At 45.7% G+C, this 15,626-nt stretch carries 14 protein-coding genes and 15 tRNA genes; 8 read left to right on the top strand and 21 right to left on the bottom strand.

The window, feature by feature from the left end; translation table 11 throughout:
* Positions 1 to 22: 22 nt before the first annotated feature.
* The 20 genes from PK654_RS11850 to lolB all read right to left on the bottom strand — a co-directional run bounded on the left by PK654_RS11850 (position 23) and on the right by lolB (position 6,508).
* Positions 23 to 97: transfer RNA gene (locus PK654_RS11850), tRNA-Gln, on the bottom strand.
* A gap of 9 nt (positions 98 to 106) precedes the next feature.
* Positions 107 to 191 (bottom strand) — tRNA-Leu (locus PK654_RS11845).
* Between the two features lie 81 nt (positions 192 to 272).
* A tRNA-Gln gene (locus PK654_RS11840) sits at positions 273 to 347 on the bottom strand.
* Between the two features lie 9 nt (positions 348 to 356).
* Positions 357 to 441, bottom strand: a tRNA-Leu gene (locus tag PK654_RS11835).
* A 54-nt stretch (positions 442 to 495) separates the two neighbouring features.
* Positions 496 to 570, bottom strand: a tRNA-Gln gene (locus PK654_RS11830).
* A gap of 9 nt (positions 571 to 579) precedes the next feature.
* A tRNA-Leu gene (locus tag PK654_RS11825) sits at positions 580 to 664 on the bottom strand.
* A gap of 177 nt (positions 665 to 841) precedes the next feature.
* Positions 842 to 916: transfer RNA gene (locus PK654_RS11820), tRNA-Gln, on the bottom strand.
* Positions 917 to 925: 9 nt separating this feature from the next.
* Positions 926 to 1,010: transfer RNA gene (locus PK654_RS11815), tRNA-Leu, on the bottom strand.
* A 54-nt stretch (positions 1,011 to 1,064) separates the two neighbouring features.
* Positions 1,065 to 1,141: transfer RNA gene (locus PK654_RS11810), tRNA-Met, on the bottom strand.
* A 27-nt stretch (positions 1,142 to 1,168) separates the two neighbouring features.
* Positions 1,169 to 1,253: transfer RNA gene (locus PK654_RS11805), tRNA-Leu, on the bottom strand.
* A 25-nt stretch (positions 1,254 to 1,278) separates the two neighbouring features.
* Positions 1,279 to 1,363: transfer RNA gene (locus PK654_RS11800), tRNA-Leu, on the bottom strand.
* A gap of 58 nt (positions 1,364 to 1,421) precedes the next feature.
* Positions 1,422 to 1,498: transfer RNA gene (locus PK654_RS11795), tRNA-Met, on the bottom strand.
* 193 nt (positions 1,499 to 1,691) lie between these two features.
* Positions 1,692 to 1,766, bottom strand: a tRNA-Gln gene (locus PK654_RS11790).
* A gap of 8 nt (positions 1,767 to 1,774) precedes the next feature.
* Positions 1,775 to 1,859 (bottom strand) — tRNA-Leu (locus PK654_RS11785).
* 39 nt (positions 1,860 to 1,898) lie between these two features.
* A tRNA-Met gene (locus PK654_RS11780) sits at positions 1,899 to 1,975 on the bottom strand.
* A gap of 236 nt (positions 1,976 to 2,211) precedes the next feature.
* Positions 2,212 to 3,303, bottom strand: a complete 1,092-nt coding sequence (gene ychF / locus PK654_RS11775) for a redox-regulated ATPase YchF (RefSeq protein WP_271695983.1) — start codon at positions 3,301 to 3,303, stop codon at positions 2,212 to 2,214.
* A 10-nt stretch (positions 3,304 to 3,313) separates the two neighbouring features.
* Entirely contained in the window at positions 3,314 to 3,904 is a 591-nt protein-coding gene (pth, locus tag PK654_RS11770; protein ID WP_271695982.1) for an aminoacyl-tRNA hydrolase, read from the bottom strand.
* A gap of 156 nt (positions 3,905 to 4,060) precedes the next feature.
* The gene (locus PK654_RS11765) at positions 4,061 to 5,005 is read right to left on the bottom strand and encodes a ribose-phosphate pyrophosphokinase (RefSeq protein WP_271695981.1); all 945 of its coding nucleotides are present in this window, start codon (positions 5,003 to 5,005) and stop codon (positions 4,061 to 4,063) included.
* A gap of 28 nt (positions 5,006 to 5,033) precedes the next feature.
* Positions 5,034 to 5,921, bottom strand: coding sequence for a 4-(cytidine 5'-diphospho)-2-C-methyl-D-erythritol kinase (gene ispE, locus PK654_RS11760; protein ID WP_271695980.1), 888 nt, complete (start codon positions 5,919 to 5,921; stop codon positions 5,034 to 5,036).
* On the bottom strand, positions 5,903 to 6,508 hold the full coding sequence (lolB, locus tag PK654_RS11755) for a lipoprotein insertase outer membrane protein LolB (protein WP_271695979.1): 606 nt from the start codon (positions 6,506 to 6,508) through the stop codon (positions 5,903 to 5,905). Before lolB ends, ispE begins: the two co-directional genes overlap by 19 nt.
* A gap of 182 nt (positions 6,509 to 6,690) precedes the next feature.
* On the opposite strand from lolB, the gene hemA reads away from it, so the two are divergent.
* From hemA to ybaK, 8 genes are all read left to right on the top strand, one after another.
* Entirely contained in the window at positions 6,691 to 7,959 is a 1,269-nt protein-coding gene (gene hemA / locus PK654_RS11750; RefSeq protein ID WP_271695978.1) for a glutamyl-tRNA reductase, read from the top strand.
* 8 nt (positions 7,960 to 7,967) lie between these two features.
* Positions 7,968 to 9,056 carry a peptide chain release factor 1 gene (prfA, locus tag PK654_RS11745; protein ID WP_271695977.1) on the top strand — a complete coding sequence of 363 codons (1,089 nt, stop codon included), beginning with the start codon at positions 7,968 to 7,970 and terminating at the stop codon, positions 9,054 to 9,056.
* Between the two features lie 9 nt (positions 9,057 to 9,065).
* Positions 9,066 to 9,932, top strand: a complete 867-nt coding sequence (gene prmC / locus PK654_RS11740; RefSeq protein WP_271695976.1) for a peptide chain release factor N(5)-glutamine methyltransferase — start codon at positions 9,066 to 9,068, stop codon at positions 9,930 to 9,932.
* A 23-nt stretch (positions 9,933 to 9,955) separates the two neighbouring features.
* Positions 9,956 to 10,339, top strand: a complete 384-nt coding sequence (locus tag PK654_RS11735; protein WP_271695975.1) for a SirB2 family protein — start codon at positions 9,956 to 9,958, stop codon at positions 10,337 to 10,339.
* Between the two features lie 3 nt (positions 10,340 to 10,342).
* Positions 10,343 to 11,152, top strand: coding sequence for a SirB1 family protein (locus PK654_RS11730; RefSeq protein ID WP_271695974.1), 810 nt, complete (start codon positions 10,343 to 10,345; stop codon positions 11,150 to 11,152).
* A gap of 15 nt (positions 11,153 to 11,167) precedes the next feature.
* On the top strand, positions 11,168 to 12,019 hold the full coding sequence (gene kdsA / locus PK654_RS11725; RefSeq protein ID WP_271698865.1) for a 3-deoxy-8-phosphooctulonate synthase: 852 nt from the start codon (positions 11,168 to 11,170) through the stop codon (positions 12,017 to 12,019).
* Between the two features lie 368 nt (positions 12,020 to 12,387).
* Complete coding sequence (gene ushA / locus PK654_RS11720) at positions 12,388 to 14,043, top strand: bifunctional UDP-sugar hydrolase/5'-nucleotidase UshA (protein ID WP_271695973.1); 1,656 nt, start codon at positions 12,388 to 12,390, stop codon at positions 14,041 to 14,043.
* Between the two features lie 82 nt (positions 14,044 to 14,125).
* On the top strand, positions 14,126 to 14,596 hold the full coding sequence (gene ybaK / locus PK654_RS11715) for a Cys-tRNA(Pro) deacylase (RefSeq protein WP_271695972.1): 471 nt from the start codon (positions 14,126 to 14,128) through the stop codon (positions 14,594 to 14,596).
* 42 nt (positions 14,597 to 14,638) lie between these two features.
* Here ybaK and rluF read toward each other — a convergent pair whose 3' ends face one another.
* Positions 14,639 to 15,622, bottom strand: a complete 984-nt coding sequence (rluF, locus tag PK654_RS11710) for a 23S rRNA pseudouridine(2604) synthase RluF (RefSeq protein WP_271695971.1) — start codon at positions 15,620 to 15,622, stop codon at positions 14,639 to 14,641.
* Positions 15,623 to 15,626 lie beyond the last annotated feature (4 nt).

Genomic DNA, 15,626 nt, shown 5'->3' with positions numbered 1-15,626 from the left:
ATTAATCAACCAAGATAATTAGTGGCTGGGCTACCTGGATTCGAACCAGGGAATGCCGGCATCAAAAGCCGGTGCCTTACCGCTTGGCGATAGCCCAACTGAATAATGGTGCGGAAGGAGAGACTTGAACTCTCACACCTTGCGGCGCCAGAACCTAAATCTGGTGCGTCTACCAATTCCGCCACTTCCGCAACTTAATCTGTAATCAATAAGAGAATTGGAGACTCTTACTAATATTGTGCTCTTTTGTAAAACCAGAGAGTTTTAAATAGTGGCTGGGCTACCTGGATTCGAACCAGGGAATGCCGGCATCAAAAGCCGGTGCCTTACCGCTTGGCGATAGCCCAACTGAATAATGGTGCGGAAGGAGAGACTTGAACTCTCACACCTTGCGGCGCCAGAACCTAAATCTGGTGCGTCTACCAATTCCGCCACTTCCGCAACTTAATCTGTAATTAATAAGAGAATTGGAGACTCTTATTAATATTGTAATAGTGGCTGGGCTACCTGGATTCGAACCAGGGAATGCCGGCATCAAAAGCCGGTGCCTTACCGCTTGGCGATAGCCCAACTAAATAATGGTGCGGAAGGAGAGACTTGAACTCTCACACCTTGCGGCGCCAGAACCTAAATCTGGTGCGTCTACCAATTCCGCCACTTCCGCAACTTATATCTGTAATTAATAAGAGAATTGGAGACTCTTATTAATATTGTGCTCTTTGGTAAAACCAGAGAGTTTAAATAGTGGCGGGGCTACCTGCGTTCTTTAAACAGAGAGGGAACCAGGGAATGTCGGTATCAAACTGTTTATGACGTCGAGTAATTCAACCACTGATAATAATGGCTGGGCTACCTGGATTCGAACCAGGGAATGCCGGCATCAAAAGCCGGTGCCTTACCGCTTGGCGATAGCCCAACTGAATAATGGTGCGGAAGGAGAGACTTGAACTCTCACACCTTGCGGCGCCAGAACCTAAATCTGGTGCGTCTACCAATTCCGCCACTTCCGCGCTCAAACTGTTTGGTTCATCCGCTAACTGGTAAAAGCCAATGAACTTTGTAAATGGTGGCTACGACGGGATTTGAACCTGTGACCCCATCATTATGAGTGATGTGCTCTAACCAACTGAGCTACGTAGCCACTCTAATCTTTATCACTAAAGAATAATGGTGCGGAAGGAGAGACTTGAACTCTCACACCTTGCGGCGCCAGAACCTAAATCTGGTGCGTCTACCAATTCCGCCACTTCCGCAAATTTTTATCAGAGAACAGTGAGATGGTGCGGAAGGAGAGACTTGAACTCTCACACCTTGCGGCGCCAGAACCTAAATCTGGTGCGTCTACCAATTCCGCCACTTCCGCGTCTCAAGTTTTCTGATTTATCTAACGGTTAATTGGTATAAACCGTTAAACAAAATGATGGTGGCTACGACGGGATTTGAACCTGTGACCCCATCATTATGAGTGATGTGCTCTAACCAACTGAGCTACGTAGCCATCTAAATTGAGCGAGACAATATAATACAATCTCAGCTCTAATAACAGTATTATTCACACTATTATTGAATAATGATTGAACTCAATCATTAATAATATGGCTGGGCTACCTGAGTTCTTTAAACAGAGAGGGAACCAGGGAATGCTGGTATCAAACTGTTTATGACGTCGAGTAATTCAACCATCAATAATATGGCTGGGCTACCTGGATTCGAACCAGGGAATGCCGGCATCAAAAGCCGGTGCCTTACCGCTTGGCGATAGCCCAACTAAATATGGTGCGGAAGGAGAGACTTGAACTCTCACACCTTGCGGCGCCAGAACCTAAATCTGGTGCGTCTACCAATTCCGCCACTTCCGCATATTTCCTAATAACACTTAATAAAATGTTTTTAGGAAATGGTGGCTACGACGGGATTTGAACCTGTGACCCCATCATTATGAGTGATGTGCTCTAACCAACTGAGCTACGTAGCCATTTTCTCGTTTTCTGCCCTTTTGGAGTTTGACCCCCTGAGACAGGAACGGAGCGCATTATGCGGATCTGTAGGAAAACCGTCAATAGTTTTTTTGAATAAATTGCTTAAGATTGACTGTTCGGGTTTTTTTTAAACAAAGCGGGCTATTTTTACCCAAAAAAAACCGTTAAACAGCCAAATTGGATGCTGCAAGAAAGAAAAAAGCCAGCAACTTGTGCTGGCTTCTTAAAGAGGTTATACGTTAAAGCGGAAGTGAACTACATCACCATCTTTCACGATATAGTCTTTACCTTCAAGACGCCATCTTCCGGCCTCTTTTGCACCACTTTCGCCCTGATGCTCGATAAAGTCATCATAACCAACAACTTCAGCACGAATGAAGCCCTTTTCAAAGTCGGTATGAATTTTACCTGCGGCTTGCGGTGCTGTTGCTCCGATAGGAATTGTCCATGCGCGAACTTCTTTTACACCTGCTGTGAAGTAGGTTTGCAGAGTCAGCAGCTCATAACCTGAGCGGATAACACGGTTCAGGCCTGGCTCTTCGATACCCATATCTGCCAGAAACTCTTCTCTGTCTTCGTCGTCCAGTTCTGATAGCTCAGACTCAATTGCAGCACATACAGGTACCACTACATTGTTCTCTTTTGCCGCAAACTCACGAACCTGATCAAGATACGGGTTATCTTCAAAACCATCTTCATTAACATTGGCAATGTACATGGTTGGCTTCAGGGTCAGGAAGTTAAGGTAGTTGATCGCTGCCAGCTCTTCTTTTGCCAGCGCTACTGTTCTTGCCATGCCACCTTCAGTCAGTACCGGCAGAAGTTTTTCCAGAACGGTAATTTCAAACTTAGCGTCTTTATCTCCGCCTTTGGCTTTTTTCGCCTGACGTTGAAGTGCACGTTCACAAGAGTCCAGATCGGCTAGTGCCAGCTCTAGATTGATGATCTCAATATCTTCCAGAGGGGAGATTTTGCCTGCTACGTGAACGATGTTTTCATTTTCAAAACAGCGAACTACGTGACCGATAGCATCGGTTTCACGGATGTTTGCCAGAAACTTGTTACCCAGACCTTCACCCTTTGAAGCGCCTGCTACCAGTCCGGCGATATCAACAAATTCCATTGTGGTAGGCAAAACCTTTTGCGGATTAACGATAGCTGCCAGTGCATCAAGACGTAGATCCGGTACAGGAACTATTCCTGTGTTAGGCTCGATAGTACAAAAAGGGAAGTTAGCGGCTTCGATTCCCGCTTTAGTCAGTGCATTAAACAGAGTTGATTTACCTACGTTTGGTAAGCCAACGATGCCACATTTGAAACCCATGATATAAACCTTATTCTGCTTTGAACGTATGTAAGCGATTTTGCGCTTTTGTCAGGCCATCTTTTAACAGGATGTCCAGGCTGCGAACGGATTCGTCAACCACTGCGTCTATGCATTCCTGTTCTTTTGCCGGGGCTTTACCCAGCACATAACCTGACACTTTATCTTTATGCCCCGGATGGCCAATGCCTATCCGTAAGCGATAGAATTCTTTATTGTTACCCAACTTGTTGATGGTATCTTTCAACCCGTTGTGACCACCATGGCCACCGCCTTTTTTGAATTTTCCGACACCGGGTGGTAGATCCAGTTCGTCATGAGCGACCATTATCTCTTCCGGCTTGATTTGATAGAACTTGGCCAGAGCAGCAATGGCTTTTCCGGAAAGATTCATAAAGGTTGTTGGTACCAGTAGGCGAAGATCTTGCCCATGTACCATAATCCGGCCGGTATAGCCGAAAAATTTGCTCTCATTCTTTAACGTAACGTTATGAACTCTGGCTAGCTCTTCTACTACCCAAGCACCGGCGTTATGCCGGGTTTTAGCATACTCAGGTCCCGGATTTGCCAGTCCGACAAGCAGTTTTATTTGCTGACTCACAATGAACTTCTCTCTTGCATTCACAAAAAGCGCGCTATGGTAGCACAGGATCTGCTTTACAGGCTAGCAACGCTGGTGTTCCTCAGAGCTGGCGATAATAAAAAACGCCTCACCGGAGTGAAGCGTCTTTCTACTATTCTGGCCGAACTAAAATAATTAGTTAAACATGGCAGAGATAGATTCTTCGTTGCTGATACGACGAATCGCTTCAGCCAGCATGCTGGATAGGGTTAACTGAGTCACTTTTCCAGTCGCTTTCATTTCATCAGTCAGAGTAATGGAGTCAGTAATAATTACCTGATCCAGAACTGAACCACCGATGTTTTTCGCTGCGTTCCCGGAGAATACTGCGTGAGTCGCATATGCATATACACGCTTGGCACCACGTTGTTTCAGTGCTTCTGCTGCTTTACACAGAGTGCCGCCAGTATCGATCATATCGTCAACGATAACGCAGTCACGGCCTTCAACGTCGCCGATCAGGTTCATCACTTCAGAGACGTTGGCACGTGGACGACGCTTATCTACGATAGCGATATCAACATTACCAAGGGCTTTTGCTGTTGCACGTGCGCGAACAACACCACCAAGATCAGGAGATACGACAACAGGATCTTCCAGTCCACGTTCGATCATATCTTCCATCAGTACCGGAGTACCAAAGATGTTATCTACAGGAACATCGAAGAAACCCTGAATCTGTTCAGCGTGCAGGTCGATGGTTAGTACGCGGTCAACACCGACGTTAGACAGGAAGTCTGCAACAACTTTTGCTGTAATCGGCACACGGGCAGAACGTACGCGACGATCCTGACGGGCATAGCCGAAGTAAGGGATTACGGCGGTAATCCGGCCGGCAGATGCGCGGCGCATAGCATCAATCATAACAACCAGTTCCATTAGGTTGTCGTTGGTTGGTGCACAAGTAGATTGGATAATGAATACATCACTACCACGGACATTTTCATTGATTTGTACTGCGACTTCTCCATCAGAGAAACGGTCTACAGTAGCATCACCAAGGGAAATATAGAGACGATCAGCAATACGTTGGGCTAGTTCAGGTGTAGCGTTACCAGCAAATAGCTTCATATCAGGCACGGTGGAAACCTCAGGGTTGCGTCCAGTTTTAGTTCGGTTGGGTGTTAGCTAACTGATAGTTAGCAAGTGTTTCTTTTAAAGGCGAAATATTTCGTCCTTGTGCTATAAAAGCAGAGACACTGTCAGGAAGTTTAGCACGGATCTTCTCAGCTTCGTCTCTGTTTTCAAACTCTGAAAACAGACAGGAACCGGTTCCCGTCAATCTTGACGGCGCGTATTGTAGCAGCCATGAAAGTTGCTTATCAACCTCTGGATAGAGCAATCGGACGATTTTTTCGCAATCGTTTTCTTGTGATCCGCTTATCAGCTCAGAAATAGGACGTTTTGGCGTGTTTCTGGTTAAATCCGGGTGGGAGAAAATCTCTGCGGTTGAGATACTGACGTCCGGTCTGACGACCAGATAACATTTCTCATCCGGCCGAACCGGTTGCAATTTCTCTCCTACACCCTCTGCAAAAGCAGCAAATCCTCTGACAAAAACAGGAACATCAGCGCCGAGATCCAGTCCGATTTCAGCCAGCTTGTCGTCAGACAAACCGAGCTGCCATAGATAGTTTAATGCGATCAGCACCGTTGCGGCATTTGATGAACCACCACCGATACCGCCGCCCATAGGAAGGATCTTTTCCAGATGGATATCGGCACCAAACTCATCAGGCGTATACGGTTTTAGTGCCTGAGCCGCTTTCCAAATCAGGTTCTGTTCAACGGGAAGCCCTTCTATTTCAGGGGTTAGTGTTATTTCACCGCTCTGGTTTGCGGTAATGGTTAGCTGGTCACCATGGTCGAGAAACTGAAACAGGGTTTGCAGATCATGATAACCGTTCTCCCTGCGACCGGTAATGTAAAGGAACAGGTTGAGTTTAGCCGGAGAAGGCCACTGGGTTTTCTGGGTGATCATGAATCGATTTTCCATGTTGAGACAACAATTTGTACCTGAGTATCTTTTTTGGCCAGTTTCATTTTGTAAGGCATTGGTGTGTTGTTGATATCCTGATAGCTGGTGTAATCAAGTTGCCAGAGTTGGCGGTTAATTGTTTTGCTGAGGGAACTCAGTGTATGTGTTTCGTTTAAGGCGTAACTATCTGCCTGAGCCGGCTGTCCTTTTAACCAGTCTTTAAGCTGTTCTACCGGAAATTGCAATCGGGTTAGCTGATAGAAGAGAGTGCTGGCATCTTTATTGAAAAAAGTCTGGTTGTCAGAGTTAACCAGAGTCGCCCCTTGCTTATTGATGTTCAGGGTTAATACGGTTTTACCCAGAGGGTTGAATAGCTTTAGCTGGCTTGAGTCGGCCGTCTGTTTCCAGTTAAAGCTGGCGGAAAAGCGTTCTTCAGGAGAGCGAAAGCCAATTTTCCCGGTTGCTTCAAACTGTTCTATTTTAGCCAGCTGAGCCTGATGGCTTTCCCACTGGACATTAGTCTCAGAAAGTTGTGGTACGGTTTCACATCCTGCCAGTATCAAAAGTGACAGGGAAAGAAAAAGTATTGATTTAATGTTATTCATTTGTTGACGTATTTGTCTTGGTTTAACACAAGGGATTAGAAAGCCATTACAACTTTAGGGGTAACTATATCACCTAAATCACGAAGTCAGAAAAACAAATAGGCGATACTCTTTCATTACGGGTAGCCATCAAGTAAAATTCTGTTTTTGATTTATTTTCCAACGTTGAGAAATCCTATTTAATGTCTTTGCTTGCTATTGGTATCAATCACAATACAGCGTCGGTTGAATTGCGAGAAAAGGTTGCGTTTTCCCCTGAGAAGTTAACAGAGGCTCATCAGCAACTGAAGTCTAACGCACATGTACATAGTGGGGTTATCTTATCTACCTGTAACCGTACAGAAATCTATTGTGATCTGAAAAACTCTGCCAATAAAAACAAAGTGATAGAGTGGTTATCTCAGTTCCATCAGGTTAAACCTGAAGAGTTAAAACCCAGCTTATATATCTATGAAGAGCAGGCGGCGATTAAACACCTGATGAGGGTATCGTGCGGGCTGGACTCACTGGTATTAGGCGAACCGCAGATTTTAGGCCAGGTTAAGCAGGCTTATTCCGGTGCCAGAGAAGATAAAGCGGTAGACAGCACCATGGAAAAGCTGTTTCAGAAAACTTTTTCAGTGGCTAAACGGGTGCGCACAGAGACGGAAATTGGCGGAAGTGCAGTGTCTGTTGCCTACGCCGCTTGTACGTTGGCAAAACATATTTTTGAATCCCTTGAGAAATCTACCGTGCTTCTGGTTGGCGCGGGAGAAACCATAGAGCTGGTGGCTAAGCACCTGTCCGATAATGGCTGCGAAAAGATGATTGTTGCCAACCGTACCCGTGAAAGGGCGATGAATCTGGCGGAACAGTTTAATGCCGATGTTATCAGCCTTCAGGATATTCCGGAACATCTGCATAAAGCCGATATTGTGATCAGTTCAACGGCCAGTCCTCTGCCTATTATTGGTAAGGGAATGGTAGAAACCGCAATCAGAAAGCGCAAAAGACAGCCGATTCTGATTGTTGATATCGCTGTACCGCGAGATGTTGAACAGCAAGTAGGTGATCTGAACGACGTCTATTTGTATACTGTCGACGATTTGCAATCCATCGTAAATCAGAATATTGAACAACGAAAAGTCGAAGCTATTCAGGCGGAAGCAATTGTGACTGAAGAGAGTGCGGTGTTTATGACATGGCTTCGCTCTTTACAAGCTGTCGATAGCATCAGAGAATACCGTAATTCAGCCAATAGTATCCGCGAAGAGTTAATCGCGAAAAGCATTCAGTCTCTGGCATCTGGTGGTGATCCGGAGAAGATCCTGCATGAATTAGGTAATAAGCTGACAAATCGACTTATCCATGCTCCGACACGAGCGCTACAAAGCGCCGCTGAGCAAGGAGAACCAGAAAAGCTCTCTGTTATCCGACAGAGTCTGGGTCTTGACGACCTTCAACAGAATTAAAGAAGACTATGAAATCATCCATTCTTACTAAGCTTGAAACCCTTGTAGAGCGTTATGAGGAAGTTCAGCACCTGCTTGGCGATCCCGATATTATTGGCGACCAAGACAAATTCCGTGCCCTGTCAAAAGAGTATTCACAACTGGAAGAAGTGACTAAGTGCTTTCAGGCTTATCAGCAGGCGCACGAAGATTTAGCTGCCGCAGAGGAGATGGCAAAAGAAGATGACGCTGAGATGCGTGAGATGGCACAGGAAGAGATTAAAGAATCTGAAGCTTTAATTGAAAAACTGGCTGATGATCTACAAATTCTGCTTATTCCGAAAGATCCAAACGATGAGCGTAACTGCTTCCTGGAGATTCGAGCCGGTGCCGGTGGTGATGAAGCGGGTATTTTTGCTGGTGACTTGTTCCGGATGTATAGCAAATATACAGAAAAAATGGGCTGGCGCATCGAAGTGATGAGCTCAAATATCTCTGAGCAGGGCGGATACAAAGAGATGATTGCCAAGGTATCCGGCGACGGCGCTTATGGTGTACTTAAGTTTGAGTCTGGCGGTCACCGTGTTCAGCGTGTACCAGCGACTGAATCACAGGGTCGTGTTCATACTTCAGCTTGTACCGTCGCTGTGATGGCTGAGATCCCTGAAGCCGACCTGCCGGAAATTAAGGCTGCTGATTTGAAGATAGACACATTCCGCGCTTCTGGTGCCGGTGGTCAGCACGTTAACACCACGGACTCCGCTATCCGTATTACTCACTTACCAACTGGTACTGTGGTTGAGTGTCAGGATGAACGTTCTCAGCATAAGAACAAAGCTAAGGCTATGTCTGTTCTGGCTGCGCGAATCATTCAGGCAGAAGAGGCACGCCGTGCTGCGGAAGTTTCAGATACCCGTCGTAACCTGTTGGGCTCTGGTGACCGTAGTGACCGTATCCGTACTTATAACTATCCTCAGGGTCGTGTATCTGATCACCGCATCAACCTGACCTTATACCGTCTGGCTGAAGTCATGGAAGGTGACCTTCAGAGTCTGGTTGACCCTGTGCTTCAGGAGCATCAGGCGGATCAGTTAGCTGCTTTAGCAGAGCAAAACTAATCAACAGCCATGTCTGATAATTTGCCATCTATTGAAGATGCATTAAAAAAAGCCATTGTCGAACTACACGACAGTGGCAGTGATTCCGCAGCACTTGATGCTGCGGTCTTGTTATGTCATGCGCTGGATAAACCACGCAGTTACCTTCTTACCTGGCCGGAAAAAGTATTAAATCAGCAGACTCTTGAACTTTTTTATACTCTGATGGAAAGAAGGCTGAAAGGTGAACCTGTTGCTTATATTGTCGGAGAAAGGGAGTTTTGGTCTCTGCCTCTGAAGGTTTCTCCGTCAACATTGATTCCGCGCCCTGATACTGAACGTCTGGTTGAACTGGCGTTGGAAAAAGCAACCGCAGAACCAAACAATATACTGGATCTTGGCACAGGAACGGGCGCCATTGCTCTGGCATTAGCTTCTGAGCTGCCATCAAGTCAGGTTACCGGTATCGATTTACGTCCGGAAGCGGTTGAGCTTGCGACGGAAAACGCCGCCCGCCTTGAACTGAAAAATAGTCGTTTTCTTCAGGGCAGCTGGTTTGAACCCGTTGAGCAATCCGGTAGCAGTGAGCTTTTCTCACTTATTGTTTCAAACCCTCCTTATATTGAGAAAAATGATCCCCATTTATTGCGCGGAGATGTCCGCTTTGAGCCGCTGTCAGCATTAGTTTCTGAGCAGAAAGGCCTAGCTGATATTCGTCATATCGCAGAGAACGCCGGAAACTACCTGCAAGACAAGGGTTGGTTACTGTTTGAGCACGGCTTTGAGCAGGGCAAAGAAGTTCGCCAATTAATGGAGAAATTTGGCTATACTAGCGTATCAACTGAGCAGGACTATGCCGGAAATGACCGGGTAACCATGGGTCAGTTGGTAGAATAACTAAACTTTATAGAGAGAATACTGTGTATTTCGCATTAAAACATATTCATTTTCTGGCAATTGCACTGAGTGCACTACTACTTTCAGTGAGATTTGCTCTTGTGATGGCTGAATCTCAATTAATGGAAAAAAAGCTTATCAGAGTTGCACCTCACGTAGTTGATACTATTCTGATTTTGTCAGGGGTAGGTTTAGTGTTTGCTATGGGCTTTGTACCTTTCACGCCGGGAGCGGAGTGGTTCACCCAAAAAACAACCTGTATTCTTGCTTACTTTGCATTAGGCTTTTTTGCCCTGAGAATGGCAAAGAACAAACTACTAAGAATTTTTGGCTTTTTTGGTGCGCTGGGCTGGATGCTGATGGCGGCCAATATTGCAATGACCAAATCAACTTCGTTACTGGGATAAAACATGTTTGATTTGTTTGATGAGGACTTGGATCAACTGGAGCTGGTTGAGGGTGCAATAGCCTTGAATCATGCCGTCAACCCTGAAGTAGAGGTAAACTGGGTTGAAGCTGAGCTGGACAGGCTTTATAACGACGCTGAACTTTTGTTGGTCAATGAACTGGATGAGAAACAGAAATTTGAATCGTTTCTGAGAGTGTTCTATTACGACTGGAACTTTGCCGGTGACAGCGAAGCCTATTTCTCATCTGAAAACGTATTTATTGATAAAGTATTACAGCGTCGTAAAGGTATTCCTGTCAGTCTTGGTGCCTTGCTGCTCTATTTTGGCCGTAAGCTTGGCTTTCCGCTGGAAGGCGTCACTTTTCCTACTCAGTTTCTGGTTAAAGTGAGCTGGCATGATGAACCGGTCAGATATGTTAACCCTTATAATGGCGAGTACGTGGCAGAGAGTGTGCTTCAGGCCTGGCTGATTGGTCAGGAAGGACCGCTGGCTGAGCTTAAGTCGGAGCACCTTGAATCAGCAGACCATCCTACGGTTATTGGCCGCTGGCTGGCGATACTGAAAAGTGCACTGCTTCGCGAAGAGCGCTATACCCTTGCCCTTAAATGTACCGATCTAGCGTTGACCTTTGTTCCTGATGATCCGTATGAGATTCGCGACAGAGGCTTTATATATCAGCAGCTTGATTGTCATCAGGTTGCTAAAAATGATTATCAGTTTTTTATTGACCAGTGCCCGGAAGACCCAGCAGCAGAGTTGCTGAAGAGTCAGTTAAAAGCGCTGGATGAAAACTCAGTTACAATTCATTAAATGTAGAGACAAATGATGGAACAAAAAATCGTTCATGTTGGTGACATTCCTGTTGCTAATGACAAACCTTTCACCCTTTTCGCTGGTATGAATGTTCTGGAATCCCGTGATTTGGCTATGCAAATCTGTGAGCATTATGTGAAGGTAACAGAAAAGCTGGGTATTCCTTACGTGTTTAAAGCGTCTTTCGACAAAGCAAATCGTAGCTCAGTGCATTCTTATCGTGGCCCGGGTCTGGAAGAAGGTATGAAGATCTTTCAGGAACTAAAAGATACTTTTGGTGTAAAAATCATTACTGATGTACACACAGAAGAGCAGGCACAACCTGTCGCTGACGTTGTTGATGTTATTCAGCTTCCGGCATTTCTTGCCCGTCAGACCGATCTGGTGGAAGCGATGGCAAAAACGGGAGCGGTTATAAACGTGAAGAAACCTCAGTTTATGAGCCCGGGTCAGGTTGGCAATATCGTAGAGAAATTTGCCGAGTGCGGAAATGAAAATATCATCCTCTGCGAACGTGGTTCTTGCCATGGTTACGATAATCTTGTGGTGGATATGCTTGGCTTTGGCGTAATGAAAAAAGAGTCTAAGGGAAGCCCGATCATCTTTGATGTCACTCACTCTCTGCAGATGCGTGATCCATCGGGAGCAGCTTCCGGCGGCCGTCGTGAACAAACTGTTGAGCTGGCAAAAGCTGGTCTGGCGACTGGTATTGCCGGTCTATTTATTGAAGCGCACCCAAATCCGGATCAAGCGCGCTGTGATGGTCCTTCTGCATTACCACTGGATAAACTGGAACCTTTCCTGAGTCAGATGAAAGCTCTGGATGATTTGATTAAAAGTTTTCCACAAATCGAAATTAAATAAGACTTAGCTCAAACTTTTAAGCCAGCGTTTTCGCTGGCTTTTTTCTATCTGTATATACTTATTTGCTTAGGTCACCGAGTGATATCTTTAGTTTAAAGAGTAAACAGACGTTAGCACGATAGAGCAAAAGCACCAAGATCATAAGCAAGCGTTTGCCTGTGATAAGCCTTGGTTTTGCGTGCAATGTTGATTTACTGTTACAACCTTTATGTACTATAAAGGTGATCTGAAATTGATAATGATGAAATCACTAAGATAGATTTCTTTACTTATCTTAAACTACTTCATGTTTTCTGCCCTCCGTTGGCTGGCCGGGAACACAAAAAGCAGTGGAAATCCCCTCGATTTAATAAGAAAGGTAATTCAAGATGAAGCAACGCCTATTACTAAAAACAGCAGTAAGTACTGCTATTCTGGCGACTCTTGCCGGATGTGCATCAGGTCCTGCGTGGGAGCAAGATCAGACTTACAAGCTAACTGTTCTGCATACTAACGATAACCATGGTCGTTTCTGGTCTAACAAATATGGCGAATATGGTATGGCAGCGCGTAAGACGCTGATCGACCAAATTCGTGCTGAAGTTGCTGCAGAAGGTGGTAGCGTACTTCTTCTATCTGGTGGTGATATCAACACTGGTGTTCCAGAGTCAGATCTACAAGATGCTGAACCAGACTTCAAAGGTATGAGCAAGATTGGTTACGATGCGATGGCACTAGGTAACCACGAGTTCGACAACCCTCTTTCTGTTCTTGAAAAGCAAATCGACTGGGCTAACTTCCCTGTTCTGTCTGCAAACATCTATGACAAAGCTACAGGTAAGCGTAAGTATCAAGCTTATCAGATGGTTGAGAAGCAAGGCATCAAGATTGCTCTTATCGGTCTGACGACTGAAGATACCGCGAAAATCGGTAACCCTGAGTACATCAGTGGCCTTGAGTTCCGCGATCCTAAAGTTGAAGCGAAGAAACTGATTGCAGAAATCGAAAAGACTGAAAAACCTGATCTAATCTTTGCTCTGACTCATATGGGTCACTACGAAGATGGCAACCGTGGTGTCAACGCACCGGGTGACGTAGCTCTTGCACGCTTCCTTGATGAAGGTTCTCTGGACATGATCGTTGGTGGTCACTCTCAGGAGCCAGTATGTATGGAAGGCCCGAACGTAATGAACAAAAAGTTCAAGCCGGGTGATGAGTGTAAGCCAGACAACCAAAATGGTACTTGGATTGTTCAGGCTCACGAGTGGGGTAAATACGTTGGTCGTGCTGACTACGAATTCCGCAACGGTGAGTTAGAGATGGTAAGCTACGATCTAGTTCCCGTTAACCTGAAGAAGAAGATCAAGGTTGACGGTAAGAAGAAGCGCGTATTTATCCAGAAAGAGATCCCTCAGGATGCTGAGATGATCGCATTCCTGCAGCCTTACCAAGAGAAGGGTAAAGCTCAGCTAGAAGGCAAGATCGCTGAAACTAACGGTACGCTGGTTGGTGAGCGTAACATCGTTCGCTTCAAGCAGACTAACCTTGGCCGTCTGATTGCTTCTGCACATATGGCACGTACCAATGCAGACTTCGCAGTAATGAACTCTGGTGGTGTTCGTGCGTCAATCGAAGCTGGTGACGTTACTTATAAAGATGTTCTGACTGTACAGCCATTTGGTAACGCAATCACTACTAACGACATGTCTGGTGCTGAAGTACTGGATTACCTGAACGTTGTTGCAACTAAGCCTGTTGACTCTGGTGCATACGCTCAGTTCGCTGGTATTTCTATGACTGTTGCTGACGGTAAAGTAAGCAACGTAATGATCGGTGGTAAGCCACTAGATATGGCTAAGACTTACCGCTTTACAGTACCAAGCTTTAATGCAGCAGGTGGTGACGGCTATCCTAAACTAACTGCTAACCCTGGCCACGTTAACACTGGCTTCGTAGATGCTGAGGTTCTTAAAGATTTCCTTGAGAAGAACAGCCCAATCGACGTAAGCAAGTTTGAGCCAAAAGGTGAAATCGTTTATAAGTAATCTTGACGATTACTGATAATCCGACGTAGATTAAGGCGATGCAACTGCATCGCCTTTTTTCTGTCTAATTTTCAGGTACTTTATGACGCCCGCTATCAATGCCGCTAAGAAGAGCAAGGTTACATTCAAGATTCATCAATACAAGCATAACCCATCGCACTCCAGTTACGGTCTGGAGGCGATTGAGGTGCTAGGGCAACCTGCAGAGCAGGTGTTTAAGACTCTGCTGTTTTGTCTCAACGGAGAGCCGAAGCAGTTGGCTGTTGCCGTGGTTCCGGTAAAGCAGAAGCTCAATCTGAAGAATGCAGCCAAAGCGGCTAAGGCGAAAAAAGCCGATATGGCGGACCCGGATATTGCCCAGAAAGTGACAGGATATGTTGTCGGAGGTATAAGCCCTTTGGGACAGAAAAAAGCGTTGCCAACTTTTATTGATGCATCAGCAGTTGGTCAGCAGACCATCTGTGTATCAGCCGGCAAAAGGGGGCTGGAGATAGAGTTGTCTCCTGAGGATTTAGCAAAGCTAACCCAGGCCGAGTTTGTTAGTTTAACCTGAAAAAACAGGGCAGCCGGGCTGCCCTGATATTACTTTGTCAGATTATTTGTTCAGGGATAGAGTACCACCAATACGTTTAGCCGGCGTTTTCTCAGAAGTTTTGTTTACTCTGCTGCTGTTTTTATTGGTTTTCCCTTTACCCGGAGCATGACGATACTTCTCGGCATTGTTGCCTTTAAAGGTTTTATGCTTCTGGTTTCTTCGCGCTTTTGAGTGCTGGTTTTCTTCCCGGCTGTCAAATAGCTTGGCGTCTGTGGCCTTGCTAATTTTCTTCCCTTTATTGTCTTTAGAGGAGGCTTCTTCTGTACCACTTGAGCCCGAAATCATATGGGTAATTTCGGCCACTTCGCTGTCGGTCAGATAACGCCATTTACCATTCGGTATACCATCAATGGTGATATTCATAATACGCACTCTGCGTAGCTTAAATACCTCGTAACCAAGTGCTTCACACATTCTGCGGATTTGTCTGTTCAAGCCTTGCGTCAGGGTAATTCTGAACGAGTAACGGGTCTCCTGAGTCACTTTACATGGCAGTGTTACGGTATCAAGAATTTCGACACCCGATGCCATCTTGTCAAGAAACTGTTTGCTCACTGGTTTATCGACCCTTACTACATACTCTTTTTCGTGGTTATTGCCTGCGCGAAGGATCTTATTGACGATATCGCCGTCATTGGTGAGGAAAATCAAACCATCAGAGGGCTTATCCAGGCGTCCTATAGGAAAAATGCGCTGTTTAAGACCGATAAAGTCGACAATATTTCCCTCGACATCGCGTTCGGTAGTGCAGGTGATGCCGGTGGGCTTGTTAAGAGCAATATAGATGGGTTTAGCTTTCGCCCTTAGTGGTTTGCCATCGACCAGTACATCGTCGTCCGGGTGCACTTTAGTGCCCATTTCTGGCTGGTTACCATTTATACTGACGCGTCCTTGTTCAATAAGGCGGTCTGCTTCGCGGCGGGAACAGAATCCTGTTTCGCTAATAAACTTGTTCAGGCGTTTAAGCTGGATTTCAGAAGACATAGAT

It is taken from the genome of Vibrio sp. SCSIO 43137, from assembly GCF_028201475.1.
GTDB lineage: Bacteria > Pseudomonadota > Gammaproteobacteria > Enterobacterales > Vibrionaceae > Vibrio.
This window is presented reverse-complemented; position numbering and strand designations above follow the sequence as displayed.